The sequence below is a fragment of the Streptomyces sp. NPDC057565 genome (assembly GCF_042801455.1).
Lineage (GTDB): Bacteria > Actinomycetota > Actinomycetes > Streptomycetales > Streptomycetaceae > Streptomyces > Streptomyces yanii.
On the sequence record NZ_JBHVFU010000066.1, the window covers coordinates 22,218 to 42,938 of the forward strand.

Genomic DNA, 20,721 nt, shown 5'->3' on the forward strand with positions numbered 1-20,721 from the left:
GTCACTGTGCTCGATAGTGATCCACGGCGACGGTGACGGCATCGCTGTCGGTCGCCGCTTGAACAAGACGCACGATGGCGATGTTCTTCCGGTCGGCGCTGCGGACACAGAAGGGCTGCTCGTCGCCAAGGGCGCTGAAAGGCAGCGCGGTCACCGGTTGCGTCTCGATTCCCCGGATGCAGTCGGCGAGGCTCAGATCGCCGCCGGCCGCGATGAAGGCGTCGCTGTCCTCGGGCTGGACGAACCCCGTGTCGTCGCGTGCCAGATACCAGGAAGACGTCTCGGCGGGGACCACCGTTCCGGTCTTGAGATCGAATTCGTAGGTGCTGTCCGGGGCGGTGAGTTCGGCGTCCGTGTAATCCGACTTGTAGGCAGCTGTAGGTGAGGACGTGGACGGTCGAGGCGGCGCGCTGGAAAACGGGGCGGGCGCCCCGGAAGAACCTGCCCCCGCCTCCTGCGGATAGGCCAGGTAATACACCATGACGCCTGCCAGTACGAGTGCCGTGGCCGCCGCCGAAGCGGTCACGAGCAGGCGGCGCCCGCCACGACGGGTGCGTTCTGTCCCGGCGCTGTTTCCAGGGTGCGACTTCGCAACTGCGGGGGCCGTGAGCGTGGACTGGGCATGGGACGGCGCCGACGGCTGCTCATGCTCTGATATCCCGCTGCTGACGGAGTGAGGGAGCCAGCCGTCGGTGAACTCGGTGCGCAGACCCACGAGGGGATGGGCGTGCACGGCCGCGATCAGGTCATCGGGGGTGGGCCGGTCCTCGGGGCTCTTGGCCAGGCAACGCCACAGCAGGTCGTGCAGGTCGTGGGGCACCCGGGTGAGGTCGGGCTGCTCGTGGACCACTCGGTAAAGCGCGGCCGATTCGGGCCCTGGCCCGAAGGGTGGTGCACCTCCTGCCACGTACACAGCGAGCGCCCCAAGTGCGAAGACGTCGGTCGCCGGCGTCACCGGCAGACCCATAGCCTGCTCGGGTGCCATGAACGCGGCGGTGCCGATCCGCAGCCCCGTACCGGTCAGCGCCGTGGCGTCGGCCGCACGAGCGATACCGAAATCGATCACACGGGGACCGTCATCGGCGATCAATACGTTGGCGGGCTTGAGGTCCCGGTGGACGACGCCCGCGCGGTGGATCGCCTGGAGAGCTTCCGCGATACCGGCCACGAGCAACAGCACCGTACGCACCGGCAGCGGACCGTGTCGCTGGACCACCTGCTGCAGCGAAGGGCCAGGAACGTAGGCCGTGGCGAGCCATGGGGTGGGGTCGTTCACACCCGAGTCAACCACCTGCGCGGTGAACAGACCATGAATGCGCCGAGCGCTGGCCACTTCCTGGGCAAAACGCTGCCGGAACTCGGGATCCCCCGCGAACTCCTCGCGCACCACCTTCAGAGCAATGGGCCGGCCACCTGGCGTACGAGCCAGGTACACCACACCCATGCCGCCTGAGCCCAGCCGGGCGTGGAGACGGTAACCACCGATCTCACGAGGGTCGTCGGCAGACAGGGCCGCGTGAGCGGGCTGCGCACCGGGAAGCTGAGCGGACATGCAGTGGCTCTTTCAGTGAGAGAAGGACGAAGCGGTGGGCAGAATGCTTGCGCGGACATGAATGAGGCCGACGGAACCGCGTGGTGATCGACCCACTGGGGCATCCGGCCGGGCGCAGCGCACCGACAGCCGCCCACGACTCCGCCGAACCCATCCCGTCCGGGGGCACCGTACCCCAGCGATTGATCCTTCTTACTAAAAATTCAGTCAATATGACACCATGGGTGCGCAGACCACCAGGAGGGATCAAGTGGCGACGGACCGCAGAAGGGCAATCTTGGAAGGGGCCGCCCGACTCATAGCCCGCCGCGGGGTGCGCGGGCTGCGGGTAGAGGAGCTGGCAGCAGAAGCCGACGTGTCCGCTGCACTGATCTACTACCACTTCAAGAACCGGGCCGGCATCCTTCTCAGTACTCTGGAGTTCATCAGCGACCGGGCGGAACGGTACACCGCCGAGCGGAACGACCCCACCAAGCCGTCCAACCCCAGGCGGGAGCTGGAGCAGTCCTTCCTACTGGAATTGCAGGACCTGCCCGAGGTTCGCGAGAACAGCATCGCATGGGGCGAGCTGCGGGCCAGCGCGGTCTTCGACCCTGCACTGCGGGGTGATCTGACCAAAGCCGGGTTGACCTGGGTCCTCGAGGTCGCAGAGCTCCTCGGCGGAGCACACCCGACGGCACCCGCAACGGCCCTCGCCGCGTCGGCCGAACGACTCACCTCGCTACTCGAAGGGCTCAGCGCGCGATGGCTGAGCGGCGTCTTGTCGCTGAAGCATGCTCGAGAGCTCATGAGGGAGGCGATCGCAGTGGAAACGGGGCAACTGGATGATCTCCGGGCCGCAGCGACCCCTCCGAGCCTGACCCCCGGGAGCCCGACGCTGAACGCGCGCCCGTCGCTTACGCAGCGAAGGCAATTTGACTGAAATTCCAGTCAGTACGACACTGATGGCGCAGCCCGTATCCGCTATGCGGATGCCAGCCGCGCGCGTTGCGGCTCGTGCGCCCCTGTTATCAGGGCTCGTGCGACCCTTGCCATACCGCCTCGTGACCCCCCTCTCGGCCGGATATCTCCGTCCTGCCAGTCCACGATCGGAGCCCATTGTGACCGTTCTGCCTCCCTCTCGCCGTTCCGTCCTGCGCACGCTCGCCGGAGTCGGCGCGGTCGTGCTTGGCGCCTCGGCCTGCGGCCCCGCCGAGCTCGGACAGCAGCGCAGCGCTTCCGGCAGCCCGCGCAAGGATGTTGAAACGGGCGGAGAGCGACACATAGGCGCCGAGTGGGAGAGTCACACGCGTACCTTCATGTCGTGGCCTGCGCTGGAGTCGGTCTGGGGGAAGGACCTGCCCTACGTACGCAAGGACATTGCGCGGGTGGCGCGTGCCGTCGCGGAGTACGAAGAGGTCATCGTGATGGCCCGGCCCTCGCAGCTGGCCGCGGCCCAGCGGGCCTGCGGCTCCCAGGTTGAGGTCATCCCCCTGGAGGTCGACGACCTGTGGGCCCGCGACATCGTGCCCGTCTTCGTGAAGGAGAACGGCAAGGTCGTCGGGCTCGACTTCAACTTCAACGGGTGGGGTAACAAGCAGGTGCACATGAACGACGCTCGCGTCGGCCGCACCCTGCTGCAGAAGTACGGGGTCCCCCGCGTCCAGGCGCCGCTGGTCGCCGAGGGCGGCTCCTTCGAGACCGACGGCGAGGGAACCCTGCTGATCACCGAGAGCTCGATCGTCAACAACAACCGTAATCGGGGCAAGAGCCGGGACCAGATCGAGGCCGAACTCAAGGACACCCTGGGCCTGAAGAAGGTGATCTGGCTGGCTGGAGTCCGCGGCGAAGACATCACCGATGCCCACGTCGACAGCCTCGTACGGTTCGCCGCACCCGGTGTGGTCCTCTTGGACAAGGCGTTCCCCGGGATGCCCGCCGACTCCTGGTCGCGCTCCTCCGACCAGGCGAGGTCCGTACTTTCCAAGGCCACGGACGCCCGGGGCCGACGATTCGAGATCATCGACCTGCCGCAGCCCGACCTCGACAAGATCACGGGCCAGGGTGACGACTTCGTGTCGAGCTATGTCAACTTCTACATCGCCAACGATGCGGTGTTCATGCCCAAGTTCGGGGATCGGGAGGCCGACGACCGCGCCCGCGGGATCCTGCAGGAGCACTTCCCCAAGCGCGACATCGTGCCGATCCAGATCGACACCATCGCCTCCGGTGGCGGTGGTATCCACTGCTCGACCCACGATCAGCCCGGCAAGCCGGCCGCCTGACACGGCTGTCAATCCCCTGGAACAGAGCTTGGTCATGGTCCTCGATCAGTTCGCGGGAGTAGCTGTTTGACCATGCCTGTGGGGAGGACGGTAGGAGGATGGACCGACAGGCGGTGGAGGAACTGAACGCGGATCTCGCCGAGTTCACCGGCGATGTCTTCGCGTATCTGGCCTACGCGGGCCAGCGTGGCTACGGACAGCATTACCTGCGCGGGCTGATGCTGGACGGCAGGCGCAAGTCGGTGGAACCGATGGCCGAGCGCCTGGGCATCCCCCGGCAGAACCTGGGCCACTTCGTCGCCCAGTCCACCTGGGAGTACCGCGAGGTGATGCGGCGCGTGGCAGCCCGTGCGGACCGGGTGCTGCGGCCGTCGGCCTGGCTGATCGACGACCACCCCTTCGTCCGCTACGGGCACGGCACCGCCGGCGCCATCGTGCAGCACTGCGGTGAACGCGAACAGCACTTATGCCAGGTCGCGGTGTCCGTGCACGCCGTCTCGCGCCAGGGGGCGTCGCCGTTGCACTGGCGGCTGTTCCTGCCGCAGAGCTGGGCGGAGGACCGGGCACGCTGCGCGAAGGCGGGCATCGGGCCAGAGATCACGCACCGCACCAAACAGCGGATCGCCCTGGACCTGCTCGACGATCTCGGCCAGTGGGGCCTGGCCCCGCCGCTGGTCGTGGCGGACAGCGACTACGGCACCAACGTCGCCTTCCGGACCGGTCTGACCGCACGGGGTATCCGCTGGCTGCTGGCGGTCACCGGCCACACCGTGGTCCTGCCCGCCACCGGAGCCCCGGTCACCGCCTGGGCGCGCAGGCGTCCCAGCATCACCGTCGACCAGGTCTCCGCGGAACACCGCTACCGGGCCCGCAGGTTCGTCTACCGGGCCAGGACCGCCGATCACCGCGCCCGCTCCGGCTGGTTCGTCGCCATCCCGGTGCACATCGCCGGGATCATCGAGCGCGAGCACGTCGCGTCCACCGCCGACCGGCTCCTGCCCCTGCGCACCCTGTTGATCCAGTGGAGACGCAAGCGCGGCGGTGACGTCTTCCGGTCCTGGATCACCGACCTGCCCGCGGACACTCCGCTCGCGGCCCTGGTCAGGCACGCGACGAGCCGCTGGTACATCGAAACCGACTACCGTGAGATGGAACAGGCCCTCGGCCTGGGCGACTACGAGGGCCGGACCTACCGGGGATTCCACCACCACGTGGCGCTGGTCTCCGCAGCCCACCTGTTCTGCCTGGAGCATCGCCTCAACCCAAAAGGCGAGGGCACGACCTCAGCCTGTACAAGATCGTGGCTCTTTTCCAGATCGCGCTGCTCGGCTCCCTGTGGCGCTGCCCCGCCTGCCACCACGCGCCTGATGACCTCACCAACCTTGATCGAGGACCATGACCAAGCTCTGTTCCAGGGGATTGACACGTCCGCCGTGGGTTCAGCGTGACTGAGGGGCCTTCATCGGGAACCCACGGTGTCTTTTGGCGGTGTGCTCGAAAGTGCGGTGGGTTCGTTGCTGCTGATCGGCAGACTACGTGTATCGCCGAGGTGAGCCCTAAAAGGCCATGGGATGGTCTTGAAGCCCGCCGGGGGTGTGCGGACGACCTTCGAGATGCGTACCGGACCCTCTGTCCCGACACTGAGTGTCGGGGCGGGGACGACCGGTGCTTCGGTGAGGAAGACGCCCATGTCTGATCGTGTTGCGATGGAGCGCGTGTGGGTGGCGCACACGGACGGCGAGTTCGTGCAGCTGGACCTGCAGGCCACGATGAGCACGATGACCGACAGCCCCACAGTGGTCCATGTGCCGACCGCGATGGGCGGCGTGGGCCGCCAGAGTGTCGCGGACTTCTACGAGCGCTGGTTCATCGGGTGCAACCCGGCGGACTTTGCGCTGAGGTCCGTGTCCCGCACCGTCGGGGGCGACCGGATCGTCGACGAGATGGTTGTGTCCTTCACCCACGACATCGAGGTCCCGTGGGTCCTGCCCGGCGTGGACCCGACCGGGAGAGCCGTCAGCGTACCCGTCATCGCCGTCGTGGGGTTCCGCGACGGAGCCATCGACAGCGAGCACATCTACTGGGACCAGGCATCGGTCCTCGCCCAGACGTGCCTGCTGGACGCCGACCTGGTCGCGCGGCTCCCTGTGATCACGGAGCAGTCGGACGTCCTGGACGGTGCTCTCCCGCTGAACCAGCTGGCTCTGACGCCACGGAGACGCCGGCCACCGGCCTGATTCAGCCATCAGCCGATTGAGCGGATACGCGGTCCGCTCGATCGAGGTCACGGCCCACCCCGGCCAGACGACAGCCCAACATCACCACCAACGACGTTACTGACTTCGGCGTATTAGGGTCCGTCCGGTCTGTCGAGAGCGAGGCCGGTTCCGGCGAGGAATCCGCCGAGGATGCCGTGCCGGTACTGCAGCGCCTTGAGCCGCCTGCGGAGCAGAGTCTCCAGCTCGCTGAGGGTGCGGGCGGCCAGGTTGGCCAGGCTCCGTTTGATGTGCGCCCATAGGCCCTCGACCGGGTTGAGGTCGGGCGCATACCCGGGCAGCAGGACCACCGTCAGTCAGTCCCGCTCGGCAACGAGTGCCTTCATCGTCTTGGAGGTGTGGGTGCTCAGCCGGTCCCACACCACGATCAGCGGGGCCTTGAGCAGTTGGTGGGCGCCATCCAACAGGCGGATGCAGTCCGCCTCGCCCAGCGAGCGACGCTCGCCCTTGCGGCCGGACACTTTGACCCTCGGGGTGATGCCGCGCCGGCCCCAGGTGCGGCCCTTGGGCGGCCGACCGGTCACGCCCGCTTCGTCCTCGAAGCAGATGAACGCGCCGGTCGCCGCCCGGAGGGTTTTACCTCCGGCCAGGTCACCTCCCGCCATGCGGTGATCGCGTCCTCGTCGCGTTCGGCGGCGGGCCGGGCGGGCATCTGCACGCTGTAGCCCATGCGGTGCAGCAGCCGAGTGACCCCGCAGACGCTGTAGGAGAGGTGGAACGTCCGCCCGATCAGCGTGCGCACCCGGGCGGCGGTCCACACCTGGCCGTCCACCCAGCCGTGCGCGGCCGGCCCCTCATCAAGCCACATCGCGAGCCTGGCCTGCAGGTGTGGGCCGAGCCGACAGTCGTAGCCGCTGCCCTTGCCGAAAACTCATCCGCCCTGGTGGTAGCCGGTGTGCGGGATGTCGACCGCGGTCGCTCGCGCCGGCACCCTCACGTGGCTGTCGATCAGCGCGGCATGATGATCGACCGTGCTGCTACGACTGGCCTACCTGGGCGTGACGAACGCATTCGCCTTGCTGCGCCTGCTGCCGATGAGCGCCCGGGACAAGGACACGGAGATCCTTGCCCTGCGTCATCAGATCACGGTGCTGGAACGCCAACTCGGCAAGCAGAGGGTGCGGTTCACCCCGACCGACCGGGCGTTCCTGGCGGCGCTGCCGCATTGGCTGCCACGGCATGTGCTGCGCAGGATGCGGCTGCTGGCGCGCCCGGAGACGGTGATGCGATGGCATCGCGACCTGGTCGCACGCCGCCACGCGGCCCGGTCTCGGCCGAAGCGCCCGGGTCGGCCACGGACCGTGCACTCGATCAGAGCCCTGGTGCTGCGCCTGGCGCGCGAAAATCCCAGCTGGGGCTACAGGAGAGTGCACGGTGAGCTGCTCGTGCTGGGGATCAAGGTTGCCGCTTCCACGGTATGGGAGATCCTCAAGGATGCCGGGATCGACCCGGCGCCCGAACGGAGCTCCGGCACCTGGGGCGACTTCCTGCGCTCCCAGGCCGACGCCCTTCTGGCCTGCGACTTCTTCGAAACGGTCACCCTGTCCGGGGTGCGGCTATACGTGTTCGCGGTGATCGAGCACGCCAACCGCCGGGTCCGTATCCTGGGCGCCACTGCTCACCCGTCCGCAGCCTGGGTGGTCCAGGCCGCGAAGAACCTCGTCATGGACCTCGAGGACGCGGGCTGCCGAGCGCGGTTCTTGATCCGGGACAGGGACGGGAAGTTCCCCGGGCTGTTCGACGCAGTCCTCAAGGAAGCGGGCATCGAGGTGGTGCTCAGCGGCGTTCAGATGCCAAGGATGAACTCCATCATGGAGAGGTGGGTGCAAACCTGCCGACGACAACTGCTGGACCGCACACTGATCTGGAACCAGCGCCATCTCCTATATGCCCTGCGCGAGTTCGAATCTTTCTACAACGAGCACAGGCCGCACCAGGGCATCGCGAATGCCCGCCCCCTCCATCCGCTACCTGCTCCGATCGAAGATCCGGGCACTATCGCGCGTCTCGACATACGCAGACGCACGCGACTCGGCGGCACCCTCCACGAGTACCAACATGCGGCCTGACCAGCACGGATGAGGTACTCGGCAAGCGCACGCTTCCGGTGATCCGATGACCACGGTCCACGCCAATGAGATCGCCTTGGGCATCGAGTCGTTCGGTGACGACGACGCGCCACTCGTCCTGCTCGCGGGCGGGACGACGATGCTCTCCTGGCCCGACGCGCTGTGCGAGCGCCTCGCCGCCGGCGGGCGCCGCGTGGTGCGCTACGACCTGCGCGACAGCGGGGAGTCGACGATGACGGATCCGGAGGCGCCCGCCTACACCCTGCGCGGCCTCGCCGCCGACGCGGCGGCCCTTGCCGGCGTGCTCGGCGGGGGGCCCGCGCACCTCGCGGGGATCGGCGTCGGCGGGATGGTCGCCCAGGTGGCCGTGCTCGACCATCCGGACGCGTTCTCGGCGCTCACCCTGGTCGGCACCCGCCCGGTTGCCCCTGGCCCACCCGACGATGACCTCCCCGACCATGACCAGGCAACGATGAGCCGACTGTTCGCGCGCCCGATGCCCGATTGGACCGACCGCGAGGCGGTAGCGGAGTTCGCCGCCGCCGGCGCGGAGATCCTCGGCAACGACCCCGTCGCCGCCCGCGCAATCGCCGCGCGCATCTGGGACCGCACGCCCGGCACCGCACCCCCGGTCCAGATGGCCAACCAGATCGGCATGGTGTTTTCCAGGCTCGACTGCAAACCCCGCTGGCGCGAGCGCCTGCCCGAGATCGAGGTCCCCACGCTCGTCGTCCACGGCCGCCGCGACCGGTTCTTCCCCGTCGGCAACGGCGAGGCGATCGCGCGCGAGATCCCCGGGGCACGGCTGCTCGTCCTCAAGGAGGCCGCCACTGCGATCCCCGATGCGGCGGTCGGCGAGGTCACCGAGGCGATGCTCACGCTCGGATAGGGAACGGCGGGTACCGCGCGGGTCCAGCCTCCACGCAGCAGTGGACGTCGGAGGCTCGATCCGCCCGCGCGCCGCGATCGGCACGATTCCAACCCGAGGTTGTCCAGGATGCTTCTCTCGATCCATGTCCCGTAAACCCACGGCTTCTGCCGTCAGCGCTCCACGTCGAACGTCGTAGTCATCACGGAAGCGCGGCCCACCTCGGCAACACCGAAGTCCACACCAAAGCCGGCAAGACCTGGGCCAGCCGCTACTACAGCGCGGCCGGCTCCACCATCGCCGTGCGCACCAACCAGACCGGCACCGAGAAGCTCTCCTTCCTCGCCGGCGACCAGCACGGCACCTCCAGCCTGTCCCTGGACAGCACCACCCAGGCGATCAGCAAGCGCTACACCACCCCATTCGGTGCCCCCCGCGGCACCTCCACGGGCACCTGGCCCGACGACAAGGCCTTCCTTGGCAAACCGGCCGACACCGCAACCGGCCTCACCCACATCGGCGCCCGCGAATACGACCCCACCACCGGCCAATTCATCAGCGTCGACCCCGTCCTCGACACCACCGACCCCCAGTCCCTCAACGGCTACACCTACGCCGACAACAACCCCGTCACCCACGCCGATCCCACCGGCATGTGGCTCGACGACGGCACCGGCCACAACGAGCCGCGTCCCGGCGGCGGAGGGGGAGGCCAGAGCACTACCCCCGGCGTTCCTAGAGGCGGGGCTCGTCCGAGGTCTTGAGGGTGCATGCCGCGGAGCCCATCAGGACCGCGGCGGCGAGAACTCCTGGCTGCACAGCTCTGGTCCGGAGACGCATGCCCCCACCTCTCAAAATAATATAGGAAATTGATGAGGTGATGGTGGGCCAGGGATGGCGTCGTCAAGCCCCGTGGGGCGGCTCACCCCCGTGCGGACTGCCGACGTGATCGAGGGAGTTGGGCGGGCTCGACCTCATCCAGGCGGTATGACGTGCAGTGACGGGCCGCGTCTGAAGCGGTACCGGCATTGGGTCAGCCTTCCGGGGGACGACTGCGACCCCCGATGGATCGAACGCATCACTCGATGGAGCGAGCAGAAAAATATAGGAAATTCGGTTCAACTCGTTGACAGGGTCCGCCCGTGCCGCTGCACTGTTGCCCAGCCTCCGCACTGCCGCAGCTGGACGACCAAGCCTCTGCCTTCAAAGAAGGACGCGCGCGCCATGTCCCCTCGTTTCCCTGCCCAACCCCCGTCGAGGACAAGGGTGGTATGTCGCGTCGTGGCGTATTGCGTGCCGGGGCGTCGCTGGTCGCGCTGTCCTCGCTGCCGGAGAGAGACCCTCTGGTGCGTCAAGGTAGATCACCATCCGGGCCGGGAGCAGCCTCGGACCGAAGGTGATCGGCCTCGACTCGGCCTTGATCCGGCGCTTGAAGCCCGGCTTGCCGAGGTTCTCCGCCTTGATGTTCGCCTTCGACGTCGTGTAGTCGTCGCGGACCTTCTTGATCGGCTGCTGCGCGGCCTGCGACCCCAGCCCCCGCGTCTTCAACTCCGCGGCGTGCTTACGCAGTTCGTACTCACGCGGAATCCGGCGCTGGGTGTAGGCATCCAACCTTTCTCCCGTCAGTCGCCCGGCGGATTGAACTGAAGGCGCATCACATGTGCCCATTATCGATATTTCGTCCGAATAGGCCCGATCAATGAGCCCCAGGAGTTCGTCCATGGCCCCGTACCAACCCAACCGGCGCCGAGTCCTGCGACTCGGTGGCGCACTGGCCCTGACCCCTCTCGTCAGCAACCTCACCTCGGCGCCGGCATCCGCGGCACCGACCGCCTTCGGGCCGGCCGCGCTGGTGTCGGTGCGTCCACCCTCGCTCGCCCGCCACTCCCTCTGGTACCGGCTCCCCGCCACAGACTGGCAGTCCCAGGCGCTGCCGATAGGCAACGGCCGGATCGGCGCCATGCTGTTCGGCCAGCCCGACCACGAGCGGATCCAGTTCAACGAGCAGAGCCTCTGGGGCGGAGTCAACAATTACGACAACGCCCTCGCCGGCCGCTCCGACGACGTCTTCGACACGAGCATGACCGGCTTCGGTTCCTACCGGGCCTTCGGTGACGTCACGCTCTCTTTCGGAGCCCGGCCCGAGGTCACCTCCCCCGGCGGTCCTTACATGAGCTCTGCGACCCAGGGCTTGGACAAGACCGTCGACGGCGACCTGCGGACGAAATGGTGCATCGAAGGCCCCCCGAAGGAGGTGATCTGGCAGGTCGCCCTCACCGCACCCGCCGCGGTGTCGACCTACCGGCTCACGAGCGCCGAAGACGTCCCTGACCGAGATCCCCAGACCTGGACCTTCCAGGGCTCGACGGACGGGTCCGCGTGGACCACGCTCGACTCCCGGTCGCTGCCCAGCCCTTTCGAGAGTCGGCTCCAGACCAAGGAGTTCACCTGCTCCAACAGCACTGCCTACTGTTTCTACCGCCTCGTCTTCACACCCCGCTCCGGGGTGAGCCACTTCCAGGTGGCCGAGATTGCGCTCGCCGGGGTCGACCTCGGCGGACGGCGCCTCCTCTACGTCTCCTCATCCTCCGGCCACGCCGACGGCGCCGGTGACGGGCACGACATCTCCCGGAGCGTGGACGGGGACGGCTCCACCGTGTGGCGAGCGGCCGACGCGACCGCCGGAGCGGTGTGGCAAGGCAACCTGCCGTCGGCTGCGACGGTCACCGGCTACAGCGTGACGGCTGCGCCGGACACTCCCGAGGAGGACCCCGGTTCGTGGACCCTCGAGGGCTCGACCGACGGCCAGGAGTGGACGCTGCTCGACGAGCGCAACGTCCAACCCGCACTCGATCGCGGTGAGCGCCGGCAGTTCACCGTCGGCACGCCTGGGGCGTTCACCAGCTACCGTTTGACGCTGCGGCCGAGGTCCGGATCCTCGGTCGTGCGCGTTGCCGAGATCCGCCTCATCGGCACCGAATTCGACACGGCGAAGCTGGGCCCGGTGATCGAGTACCGCCGGGCACTTGACCCCGAGTCCGGAATCCACGCCACGTGGTTCGGCTCCCCCGGGCAGCGGGTCCTGCGGGAGGCGTTCGCCAGTCGAGCCGCCGACCTGCTCGTACTGCGCTACGAGGCCGAGCGCGCCGGCGCGCTCGACTGCGACATCACCCTCGCCTCCGCGCAGGGTGCGCCTGCGTCGGTCGACGCCGCAGCGGGGACCGTCGGATTCCGTGGCACCATGGGAAACGGCCTGAAGCATGCCGCCGTCCTCCGGGTGACCGACACCGACGGCTCCGTGACCGCCGCGGGTTCCCAACTCCGGGTTCGATCGGCGACGCGCATGACCCTGCTCCTCGACGCGCGCACCGACTACAAGCTCGACGCCGCCGCGAAGTGGCGCGGGCCGGACCCCCAGCCCGCCATCACTGCAGCCCTCGACACCGCAGCCGAACAGTCCTACAAGGAGCTGCGCAGGGCGCACGTCGCCGAGACCGGCGCCATGGCCGAGCGCGTCTCCGTGAACTGGGGGAGCACCGACGACGAGGTCACCGCGCTCCCGACAGACACACGGCTCGCCCGTTACGGCGCCGGCAAGTCCGACCCCGGGCTCGAGCAGAGCATGTTCGTTCTCGGCCGCTACCTGCTCCACAGCTCTTCCAGACCGGGCGGCCTGCCCGCCAACCTCCAAGGGCTCTGGAACGACAGCAACCAGCCCCCGTGGGCGTCGGACTACCACACGAACATCAACGTCCAGATGAACTACTGGGGCGCGGAGACGACCAACCTCAGCGAGAGCCATGAGGCACTCATCGAGTTCGTGCGCCAGGTAGCGGTGCCGAGCCGCGTCGCGACCCGCAACGCCTTCGGCGCCGAAACCCGAGGTTGGACGGCACGCACGAGCCAGAGCATCTTCGGGGGCAATTCCTGGCAGTGGAACACCGTCGCCAGCGCCTGGTACGCGCAGCACCTGTACGAGCACTGGGCCTTCACGCAGGACCTCACCTACCTGCGCCGCGTCGCCTACCCGATGATCAAGGAGATCTGCCAGTTCTGGGAGGACCGGCTCGTTGAGAACGAGGCCGGCCAGCTCGTGTCCCCCCAAGGGTGGTCGCCCGAGCACGGCCCGCACGAAGACGGCGTGATGTACGACCAGCAGATCATCTGGGACCTCTTCCAGAACTACCTCGACTGCGCGGCGGCGATCGACGTCGACCCCGAGTACCGGGCCACCATCGCCGACATGCAGTCGCGGCTCGCGCCCAACAAGATCGGCCGGTGGGGCCAGCTCCAGGAGTGGCAGACCGACCGTGACGACCCGAAGGACATCCACCGCCACACGTCCCATCTGTTCGCGGCGTTCCCGGGCCGCCAGATCACGCCCGACGCGTCGCCCGACCTTGCGGCAGCCGCTCTCGTCTCGCTCAAGGCGCGGTGTGGCGAGCGCGAGGGGGTCCCGTTCAGCGAGGCCACCGTCTCCGGTGAGAGCCGGGGGTCGTGGACCTGGCCCTGGCGGGCGGCGCTGTTCGCGCGTCTTGGTGACGGCGAGCGGGCGAGGTACATGCTCCGGGGTCTCCTGCGGTACAACACGCATACGAATCTCTTCGCCAAGATCCCGCCGTTCCAGATGGACGGCAACTTCGGCATCACCGGTGCGATCGCCGAGATGCTCCTGCAGAGCCACGAGAAGGTCATCCACCTCTTGCCGGCGCTGCCGAAGGACTGGGCCGACGGCTCGTTCAAGGGTCTGCGTGCCCGCGGCGGCCACGAGGTCAGCTGCACCTGGCGCGGCGGGCGCGTCACGGACTTCACGATCGTGGCCGACCGGGCACGCGACCAGGGCACCGTCATCGTCCGCGTCAACGGCAAGGAGGTGCGGGTCAAGCCGGTGAAACCGTGCCGCGGTAACTGACCCAAGGCGCGCACCACTCCCCGACCTGAGCCCGTGGACGCTGTCCGGCGACCACGGGCCCAGGGCGTGCCATCGGATGAATAGCGCGGAACGGCCCCCTCCCCAATGGTCCTAACAACCTCGCGCATGAACGCTGGTGTGGCCGTTGATGCGCATGTCCGACTATCTGATCAGCCAGGGGTGGACCGGCCTCGATCCACGTCTGTCGATCATCCCGGTCGGAGGTATTCGTAACGTGAGGTGGGCCCGGGCTCGGACTGCATGAGCCCGGTGCCTGCTGCCGGGTTTGACGGCACCTGCTGTGTTGCAGGGATGGGGGAGCACCCCCGGCGTATGCCGCCTGGGGGCCTGAGTGCCGCAAAAGGGGAGAAGCCGTCGTAAGTCTGATTCATCCGGTCGCCAACGGTCTGCGCACCGATCATCCTGTTCCGGGCCTGCCGTTCATCAACGACGAGCGGCTGCCCCTGGACAACCCCGACGCGATCGAGCGGACCGGCCGGAACCAGGGCGAAGGCCTGTGGGGCCGCACTGACTCCTTACCCGGCGGTGGCTAGGTGGCCTTTGCTACCGAACCGAAGAACCCCGTGTACGCGTGGGCCGTTCACCACCACCCCGAGCACGGCCGTACCGTTCTGCTGATCCGTGACCAGGATACGAGCGACCTCCACCACGAGTGGATGTACGGGCACAGCGGATTCCTCTACCGGCACGGCGGCTACTGGTGGGACGGCACCGCCTGGCACCGGCCCAGCCAGGTCGTGGACCGTGCCTTCGAACGCTACGACGCCCGTCCTGTTCAGGACGCCATCACCGTCACTGCCGCGGACCTCCTGTCCCATCCCGGCACACCGGACAACGCCCGCGTCGCGAAGATCTCCGCCTTCACCGCGTCGAAGGAGCCGCTGCCCAACTGGCGCGACCATCTCGCCCTATGGGCCGAGCGGCGCCTGCACGACTCCAAGCCGCTCGATCAGTGCGTCGTCGACCTGCAGGCGCCGGAACTCGAGCCAGCTCACTTCGTCGACCGGGCCGGCCTGGCGAAGATCGCGGGCGTGGCACCGGACGATCTGCCCCACCCCGAACGAGGACGCCGCGATCTGCCCGGTCCTCAGACCGAAACACCCAACGGCCCGCGCTGGTCGGAACCTGTCGCCCGGGACTGGGCCGAGCAACACCGCAGCGCCCATGGGCCGCAGGCCCTTCTCGCCAGTACCACGGCTTTCGGTACCGACCAGCCATGCGGACTCGTCGCCGACCACAACCACCTGACAGAGATAATCCGCCACAGTCTCGAGGACAGCCGGAGCGGGAAGCGACGCCTCGGGCTCACAAAAGCGAGCCTTGAAGAGACCGCCGCAACCCTCGCCTGGTGGCCAGCGGTCGCCCTCACCGAAGGCCCCAACAGCCTGATTCCCGTCTCAGCGCTGCGCACGACGCTGATCGAGGCTGTCATCGGCGGCCTCGCCCAAGACGTCGAGAACGCCCGGGAATGGGGGAAGGGCGAAGTTTCTCTCGGAGACATCAGGACCGACGTGGTAAAACTCCTCGACTGGTACATCCAGCGGGAACCGGGCCACACGCCGGGACTCCTCGGCGAGATCTGCCTGACCGCCCGCCTGCGTCTCGCGCTTCCTCCCGAGAAGGTCGGCCGTCTCCTGCGGCAATCCCTCCACCTCGACAGCGAACTGGACGGCAAGACCATCGACGCCTTGCTCGATCTGGCACTGCCACCCTCCGCCAAGAGCGCCGGGGACAGCTGAGACCCCCGGCACCGCGCCTTGGACGATCCTGCCGAAGTCCAGGGAGCAGGCATCGGGCGGCTGTCGGCAGGCGCTGCTCATGACCGACGCCGAAGCCGCCGCCGCTGGGGACTTACGTGCTGGAGCAGGGTCTGTCAGCCGTTGATGATGTCGGTGAATCGCTGGGTGTTGATGTTTCCTCCGGAGGCGATGACACCGATCCGCCGGGGGCGGTTGTCGATGTGCCCGGCGAGGAGCGCGGCCAGGGCGGTTGCACCGCTGGGTTCGAGGACGATCTTGAGTCGTTCGAAGGCGAAACGCATGGCGCCTCGGATCTCATCGTCGCTGACGAGGGCGATGCCCTCCACGAGCTGCTGGTTGATGCCGAAGGTGATCTCACCGGGGGTGGGGAGGGCCTGTCCGTCGGCGAGGGTGCGGGGCACGGGGATGGTGATGCGCTCGCCGGCTTCCAGGGAGCGCTTGGTGTCGTCGCCGGTGTCGGGTTCGACACCGACGACGTGGATGCCGGGGTGCAACGTCTTGGCGGTGATGGCGCTGCCGGCCATGAGGCCCCCACCCCCGACGGGTGCGATGAGAGCGTCCAGTTCCCCGGTTTCCTCCAGGAGTTCCAGGGCTGCGGTGCCCTGGCCCGCGATGACGTGCGGGTGGTCGTAGGGAGGGATGAGCGCCAGGTCGCGTTCGGCGGCGAGCGCCTCGCCGAGCGCGGTGCGGTCCTGGGTGTAGCGGTCGTAGGTGACGACTTCCGCGCCGTAGCCGACGGTTGCTTCCCGCTTGGAGCGGGGGGCGTCCTCGGGCATCAGGATGACGGCGCTGGTGCCCAGTTCCCGGGCGGCCAGTGCGGTGGCCTGGGCGTGGTTACCGGAGGAGTAGGCGGCGATGCCTTTGCCCAGCTGCTCGGGGGGCAGCTGCGCGGCGGCGTTGTAGGCGCCGCGGAACTTGAACGCGCCGATGCGCTGGAAGTTCTCGCACTTGATGAACACCTCCGCGCCGACCCGGGAGTTGAGAGTCCGGGAGGTCAGCACGGGGGTGCGGTGGGCGATGCCGTTGAGGCGGGCAGCGGCGCCGCGGACGTCGTCGAAGGTCACGGGCAAGGCAGTGGTCATGGAGGGTCCTTGAGCAGGCCGGGGAGGGAGGGCGAGTCGGGCGGCAGGGTGAGGGCGGTCCTGTTGCTGGTCACCAGCCGGTGATGCGTTCCCAGTTGGCCTGGATGGTGGGCGCGGGGTCCGTGGGCCGGGTGCTGTCGATGACGTGGTAATCGCGGTGCTGGGCAGCGGTGGCGCACGCGTGGTTGGGCAGGATGCGCAGCCGGGTGCCGACCGGCAGATCGGGCAGGTCGGCGCCGTCGCGGGCGGTGAGGGTGCCGTGCTCCTGGCTCGCCGCGCTCATGACCAGGTTCGGGATCGGGTTTCCGGCCAGGTCGAGGACGAGGCCGTAGCCCTGGTCCTGGGCCTGGCCGGCGGTGCCGCGGTCCCGGGACATGGCCATCCATCCGCCGTCGGTGACGATCCAGCCGTACTCGGGGCGGTGGCCGATGACGGTCACGACCACCGACAGGGCGAGGTCCTCCACGCGGCAGACGCCCAGACCGGCCATGACGAGGTCGAAGAAGACGTAGTTGCCGGCGCGCAGTTCGGTGACGCCGGTGAGGTCCTCGGCCGCGTGTGCGGTCGGTGTGGAGCCGACGCTGACCGTGCCGACGGGCAGCCCGGCGGCGCGCAGCCGCTCCGCTGCAGCGACCGCGGTGTCGCGTTCGTTCTTGGCTGCCAGCCGCTGGTCTTCCGGGGTGTAGGCGAAGTAGGACTCGCCCGCGTGGGTCAGAACGCCGTCGAGGCATCCGGCCTCGTGCAGGATGCGGCCGATGTCGACGAGTCCTGGAGCGTTGGCCTTGAGGCCGCCGCGGTGGCCGTCGCAGTCGATCTCGATCTGCGCCGGGACGGCGAGACCGGCTTCGCGGGCGGCGTCGGCGACGAAGGCGGCCTGTTCGCGGCTGTCGAGCAGGACGCGCAGGGTGACGCCGCGGCGCAGGAGGGCGATGACGCGGGGCAGCTTGTGCGGGTCGATGCCGACGGCGTACGTGATGTCGGTGTAGCCGCCGTCGGCGAACGCCTCGGCCTCGGCGAGGGTGGAGACGGTGACCGGACACGGGGCGCCGCCGTGTATCAGGGCGGCGATGTCGAGGCTCTTGGCCGTCTTCACGTGCGGCCGCAGGGTGACCCCAAGTTGGTCGGCCCGCCTCGCCAGTCGTTCGATGTTGCGCAGGGCCTTGTGCACGTCGACGACAGCGAACGGGGTGTCGGGGTCGGCCAGCGTCGTCACGGGGGCCGGGGGCAGGGCGGTGTTCACAGGGTTACGTCCATCTTCTTGAGGAGGACCAGGCCCAGGTAGAGGTCCTGCAGACCGATCCCGGAGCTGTCGAAGAGCGTGATGTCGTCGTTGCCGCCCCGTCCCGGGGCGCCCCCGGTGAGGACGTCGCCGAGCGCGGTGAGCACAGTGCACTGTGGGGCGTGCTGGCTCTCGCCCATGCGCCGGGCCTGCTCAGGAAGATCGCACAAGACGCGGGCGCGGGCGAACAGTTCGGGCGCAAGTTCCCGCTTGCCGGGGGCGTCGGCGCCCATGAAGGAGATGTGGGTGCCGGGGCGGACCCAGTCGGCCTCGAACAGGGGCGGCGTGTCGGCCTGGGCGGTGGTGGCGGTGACGATGACGTCGGCCCGTGCGCAGGCTTCCTCGGCGCTGATGGTCTGCGCGTCGTGGCCTTCTGCGGCCAACTGTGCGGCCAGCCAGCCGGCGCGGTCCTTGTCCCGTCCCACGACCAGCACCGTGCTGATGGCCGTACGCGGCTGACGGCCCGGACCTCGTAGGCGGCCTGGTGCCCGGTGCCGAAAACGGCCAGGGTTGAGGCGTCGGTGCGGGCAAGGAGGTCCACGGCCAGGGCGTCGGCGGCAGCGGTCCGGTAGGCGTTCGCGGTCCCGACCTCCAGGACGGCCGCGATCCTGCCGATGGTCTGGTCGAACAGCAGCAGGGTGGAGTGGTGCCGCGGCAGCCCCTGCGCGGGGTTGTCCGGCCAGAAGGTACCGATCTTCACCCCCGCATGGGTCGCGGAGGCGGACGGCTTGAGGCTGAACCGATTACGCGGGTCGGATCCATGCACGACAAGGCTGGGCAGGACGGCAGCGTCCACGGTGGCGGCGAACGCGGCGCGGGCCGCGTCGAGCGCGAGGGACTCATCCACCAGCGCGGCGGTCTGCTGCTCAGTGATGTACAGCAGGCCGGACGGTCCCGGCAGCCGGTCCGCGCTCGGCACAGGGTGGCGGTCAGTCGAGGGCTGCAACTGCGTGCACCTCCACCGCGGACCCGTAGTGCAGCTCCCTGGCGCCGGCGACGGCCCGCGCGGGCCTGCTCGCACCGAGCCACTCCTTGTACACCTGGTCGAAGGCCGGCCAGTCACCGATGTCGGTCACGTAGACGGTGACCGAGATCAACTTGTCGCAGCTGGTGCCTGCTGTGGCCAGGCATGCATCGAGGTTGCTGAGCACTTGGCGCGCCTGGACCTCGAACGGCTCGTCGGCCAGGGGGGAGCCGTCGGGTGTCACGGGGAGCTGGCCGGAGATGTAGGCCACGCCGCGGTGGGTGGCGATGTGCGAGTAGTGGCCTGCCGGCGGTGCCAGCTGCGGGCTGTCGAACGTGTCGATCGCGGGGGTGCCGCCTGTGTGGGGGCGGTCGTTCCCCGTGGTGATCTCGCTGGTGGTCATCGTCTCACTTCGTGTAGGAGTAAACGCTGGCTCGGGAGATGCCGAGGAGGTCGGCGATGGTCTGGGCGGCGTTGCGGGTGTCGAAGTAGCCGTCCTCGTACAGGCGTCGTACAAGGTCCTTCTTCGCTTCCCGGGGCAGGGCTCGTGGGGTTGTGGAGCGCTCGGCGGCCGCTGTCTCGATGACTTCGCGCAGTTCTCGGCGGCTCCGGTCGCTCAGCCTCTCGAGCTGGACGTCGCGGTTCTCGGGATCGGTCGCGACGAGGTTCGACAGTGTCAGTGTGATGGGCGAGAGCGTGGAGATGTCCAGGTTCAGGCAGAGGGCGGCGATGTACTGCCCGGCGGCGTTCTTGATCCCGATCGAGGTGCTCTTCGCGGGGCGTCCGTCGGGGAACTGGTTGGCGTAGTTCTGGATGACGCTGGGGTAGTGCGGGTCCCTGATACGGGCGAGACCCAGTTCCGTGGCGGACTCTCCCACCTGGCGTCCCGACAGGTTGTTCTCGATAAAGCGGATGGCGTGGTCCGGATCGCGCAGGTCGTGCAGCACGACCTCGCAGATGCCGGGGAACATGCGGCCCAGCGCCTGGGCGATCTTCTCGGCCTCGGCCAAGAGGTGCTCGTCCTCCGGCGCCCCGGACATCGCCGGCCCTGGGGGTCGCCCGTCCCGTAGCTGCGTGCCGTCCTGGCCCCTCACGTGGCGGTTGCCTTCCGCGGTCATCGCCCGGCCCTCCGTAGTGGTGTCACTGCCGCTCATCTCCTGATCCTGCTTCCGCCCGGTGCTTAGTGCAGTCACTCAGGCGCTGCAGCGGTTCGCTCTCGCCAGGCCTGCGATCATGCGCAGGGACCGGCATCCAATCTTCTCGGATTTTTCGTCTAGCTCTATACAGACAATCTATCTATTTCTAGAGTTCTCGTCCAGTGCTAGGGCTGGCCGGTGCCGGCCGACCAGGACGGAGGCAGACCGATGCCGCTTCGCCCGTAGGAACGTCCGTACTGCCACCCCCCGGTCTGCAGCACGGCAGAGGTGTAGTCATCGAGCAGCCAGGTGGAGGGGAGCGCGCAGACGGGCGTTCCTACCTCGCACGGACGGTCCAGGTGGAGGGCGCGTACGTGCTGCCCGCCGACTGGCTAGTGCTGTGACCGGGATGGTCCACCGTGATCGGAAGGCGGCTCGCGGGACGAGCGCACGCGCAACGGCTGGTATTACTGGGGCATGCAGGAAGAGACGGCACGCTCCGCGATCGACACGTTCATCTCCGCGTTTAACGCCTCGG

At 68.4% G+C, this 20,721-nt stretch carries 18 protein-coding genes and 2 pseudogenes; 10 read left to right on the forward strand and 10 right to left on the reverse strand.

Annotated features, from left to right (window positions below; genetic code table 11):
* Nucleotide 1 precedes the first annotated feature (1 nt).
* Complete coding sequence (locus ACFU8W_RS44860; protein WP_384050828.1) at nucleotides 2-1,552, reverse strand: serine/threonine-protein kinase; 1,551 nt, start codon at nucleotides 1,550-1,552, stop codon at nucleotides 2-4.
* Between the two features lie 220 nt (nucleotides 1,553-1,772).
* On the opposite strand from ACFU8W_RS44860, the gene ACFU8W_RS44865 reads away from it, so the two are divergent.
* The 4 genes from ACFU8W_RS44865 to ACFU8W_RS44880 all read left to right on the forward strand — a co-directional run bounded on the left by ACFU8W_RS44865 (nucleotide 1,773) and on the right by ACFU8W_RS44880 (nucleotide 6,053).
* On the forward strand, nucleotides 1,773-2,474 hold the full coding sequence (locus tag ACFU8W_RS44865) for a TetR/AcrR family transcriptional regulator (RefSeq protein WP_384050831.1): 702 nt from the start codon (nucleotides 1,773-1,775) through the stop codon (nucleotides 2,472-2,474).
* Nucleotides 2,475-2,685: 211 nt separating this feature from the next.
* Complete coding sequence (locus ACFU8W_RS44870; RefSeq protein WP_384050875.1) at nucleotides 2,686-3,816, forward strand: agmatine/peptidylarginine deiminase; 1,131 nt, start codon at nucleotides 2,686-2,688, stop codon at nucleotides 3,814-3,816.
* Nucleotides 3,817-3,914: 98 nt separating this feature from the next.
* Entirely contained in the window at nucleotides 3,915-5,264 is a 1,350-nt protein-coding gene (locus tag ACFU8W_RS44875) for an IS701 family transposase (protein ID WP_384050833.1), read from the forward strand.
* Between the two features lie 240 nt (nucleotides 5,265-5,504).
* Nucleotides 5,505-6,053, forward strand: coding sequence for a nuclear transport factor 2 family protein (locus tag ACFU8W_RS44880; protein ID WP_384050836.1), 549 nt, complete (start codon nucleotides 5,505-5,507; stop codon nucleotides 6,051-6,053).
* Between the two features lie 113 nt (nucleotides 6,054-6,166).
* Here ACFU8W_RS44880 and ACFU8W_RS44885 read toward each other — a convergent pair whose 3' ends face one another.
* From ACFU8W_RS44885 to ACFU8W_RS44895, 3 genes are read right to left on the reverse strand one after another with little or no spacing between them, the layout of a single operon-like run.
* Nucleotides 6,167-6,382 (reverse strand): transposase, encoded by a 216-nt coding sequence (locus ACFU8W_RS44885; RefSeq protein ID WP_384050839.1) that lies wholly within the window; start codon nucleotides 6,380-6,382, stop codon nucleotides 6,167-6,169.
* A gap of 6 nt (nucleotides 6,383-6,388) precedes the next feature.
* Nucleotides 6,389-6,616, reverse strand: a complete 228-nt coding sequence (locus ACFU8W_RS44890) for a hypothetical protein (RefSeq protein WP_384050842.1) — start codon at nucleotides 6,614-6,616, stop codon at nucleotides 6,389-6,391.
* Nucleotides 6,613-6,900, reverse strand: a complete 288-nt coding sequence (locus tag ACFU8W_RS44895; protein WP_384050845.1) for a winged helix-turn-helix domain-containing protein — start codon at nucleotides 6,898-6,900, stop codon at nucleotides 6,613-6,615. The genes ACFU8W_RS44890 and ACFU8W_RS44895 overlap by 4 nt, the downstream gene beginning before the upstream one ends.
* Nucleotides 6,901-7,063: 163 nt before the next feature.
* Between ACFU8W_RS44895 and ACFU8W_RS44900 the strand changes: the two genes are divergently transcribed.
* From ACFU8W_RS44900 to ACFU8W_RS44910, 3 genes are all read left to right on the forward strand, one after another.
* Nucleotides 7,064-8,161 (forward strand): integrase core domain-containing protein, encoded by a 1,098-nt coding sequence (locus ACFU8W_RS44900; protein ID WP_384050848.1) that lies wholly within the window; start codon nucleotides 7,064-7,066, stop codon nucleotides 8,159-8,161.
* 46 nt (nucleotides 8,162-8,207) lie between these two features.
* Nucleotides 8,208-9,050 (forward strand): alpha/beta fold hydrolase, encoded by an 843-nt coding sequence (locus ACFU8W_RS44905; RefSeq protein WP_384050851.1) that lies wholly within the window; start codon nucleotides 8,208-8,210, stop codon nucleotides 9,048-9,050.
* A gap of 281 nt (nucleotides 9,051-9,331) precedes the next feature.
* A complete protein-coding gene (locus ACFU8W_RS44910) occupies nucleotides 9,332-9,793 on the forward strand; it encodes an RHS repeat-associated core domain-containing protein (RefSeq protein WP_384050854.1) in 462 nt (153 codons plus the stop codon).
* Between the two features lie 439 nt (nucleotides 9,794-10,232).
* Here ACFU8W_RS44910 and ACFU8W_RS44915 read toward each other — a convergent pair whose 3' ends face one another.
* The gene (locus ACFU8W_RS44915) at nucleotides 10,233-10,751 is read right to left on the reverse strand and encodes a hypothetical protein (protein ID WP_384050857.1); all 519 of its coding nucleotides are present in this window, start codon (nucleotides 10,749-10,751) and stop codon (nucleotides 10,233-10,235) included.
* On the opposite strand from ACFU8W_RS44915, the gene ACFU8W_RS44920 reads away from it, so the two are divergent.
* The gene (locus ACFU8W_RS44920; RefSeq protein ID WP_384050860.1) at nucleotides 10,750-13,941 is read left to right on the forward strand and encodes a glycoside hydrolase N-terminal domain-containing protein; all 3,192 of its coding nucleotides are present in this window, start codon (nucleotides 10,750-10,752) and stop codon (nucleotides 13,939-13,941) included. The two genes, ACFU8W_RS44915 and ACFU8W_RS44920, sit on opposite strands and share 2 nt — an antisense overlap.
* Before the next feature lie 554 nt (nucleotides 13,942-14,495).
* Nucleotides 14,496-15,701, forward strand: a complete 1,206-nt coding sequence (locus ACFU8W_RS44925) for a hypothetical protein (RefSeq protein ID WP_384050863.1) — start codon at nucleotides 14,496-14,498, stop codon at nucleotides 15,699-15,701.
* Between the two features lie 134 nt (nucleotides 15,702-15,835).
* On the opposite strand, the gene ACFU8W_RS44930 is transcribed toward ACFU8W_RS44925, so the two are convergent.
* The 5 genes and pseudogenes from ACFU8W_RS44930 to ACFU8W_RS44950 all read right to left on the reverse strand — a co-directional run bounded on the left by ACFU8W_RS44930 (nucleotide 15,836) and on the right by ACFU8W_RS44950 (nucleotide 20,087).
* On the reverse strand, nucleotides 15,836-16,804 hold the full coding sequence (locus tag ACFU8W_RS44930) for a pyridoxal-phosphate dependent enzyme (protein ID WP_384050866.1): 969 nt from the start codon (nucleotides 16,802-16,804) through the stop codon (nucleotides 15,836-15,838).
* A 70-nt stretch (nucleotides 16,805-16,874) separates the two neighbouring features.
* Nucleotides 16,875-18,044, reverse strand: coding sequence for a DSD1 family PLP-dependent enzyme (locus ACFU8W_RS44935; protein ID WP_384050869.1), 1,170 nt, complete (start codon nucleotides 18,042-18,044; stop codon nucleotides 16,875-16,877).
* A pseudogene (locus tag ACFU8W_RS44940) lies at nucleotides 18,041-19,104 on the reverse strand (ornithine cyclodeaminase family protein). The gene ACFU8W_RS44935 and the pseudogene ACFU8W_RS44940 overlap by 4 nt, the downstream one beginning before the upstream one ends.
* Entirely contained in the window at nucleotides 19,013-19,450 is a 438-nt protein-coding gene (locus ACFU8W_RS44945) for a RidA family protein (RefSeq protein WP_384050872.1), read from the reverse strand. Before ACFU8W_RS44945 ends, ACFU8W_RS44940 begins: the two are co-directional and overlap by 92 nt.
* A gap of 4 nt (nucleotides 19,451-19,454) precedes the next feature.
* Nucleotides 19,455-20,087 carry a transcriptional regulator gene (locus tag ACFU8W_RS44950; protein ID WP_384050878.1) on the reverse strand — a complete coding sequence of 211 codons (633 nt, stop codon included), beginning with the start codon at nucleotides 20,085-20,087 and terminating at the stop codon, nucleotides 19,455-19,457.
* 573 nt (nucleotides 20,088-20,660) lie between these two features.
* On the opposite strand from ACFU8W_RS44950, the pseudogene ACFU8W_RS44955 reads away from it, so the two are divergent.
* A pseudogene (locus ACFU8W_RS44955) lies at nucleotides 20,661-20,721 on the forward strand (nuclear transport factor 2 family protein); the annotation flags it as partial.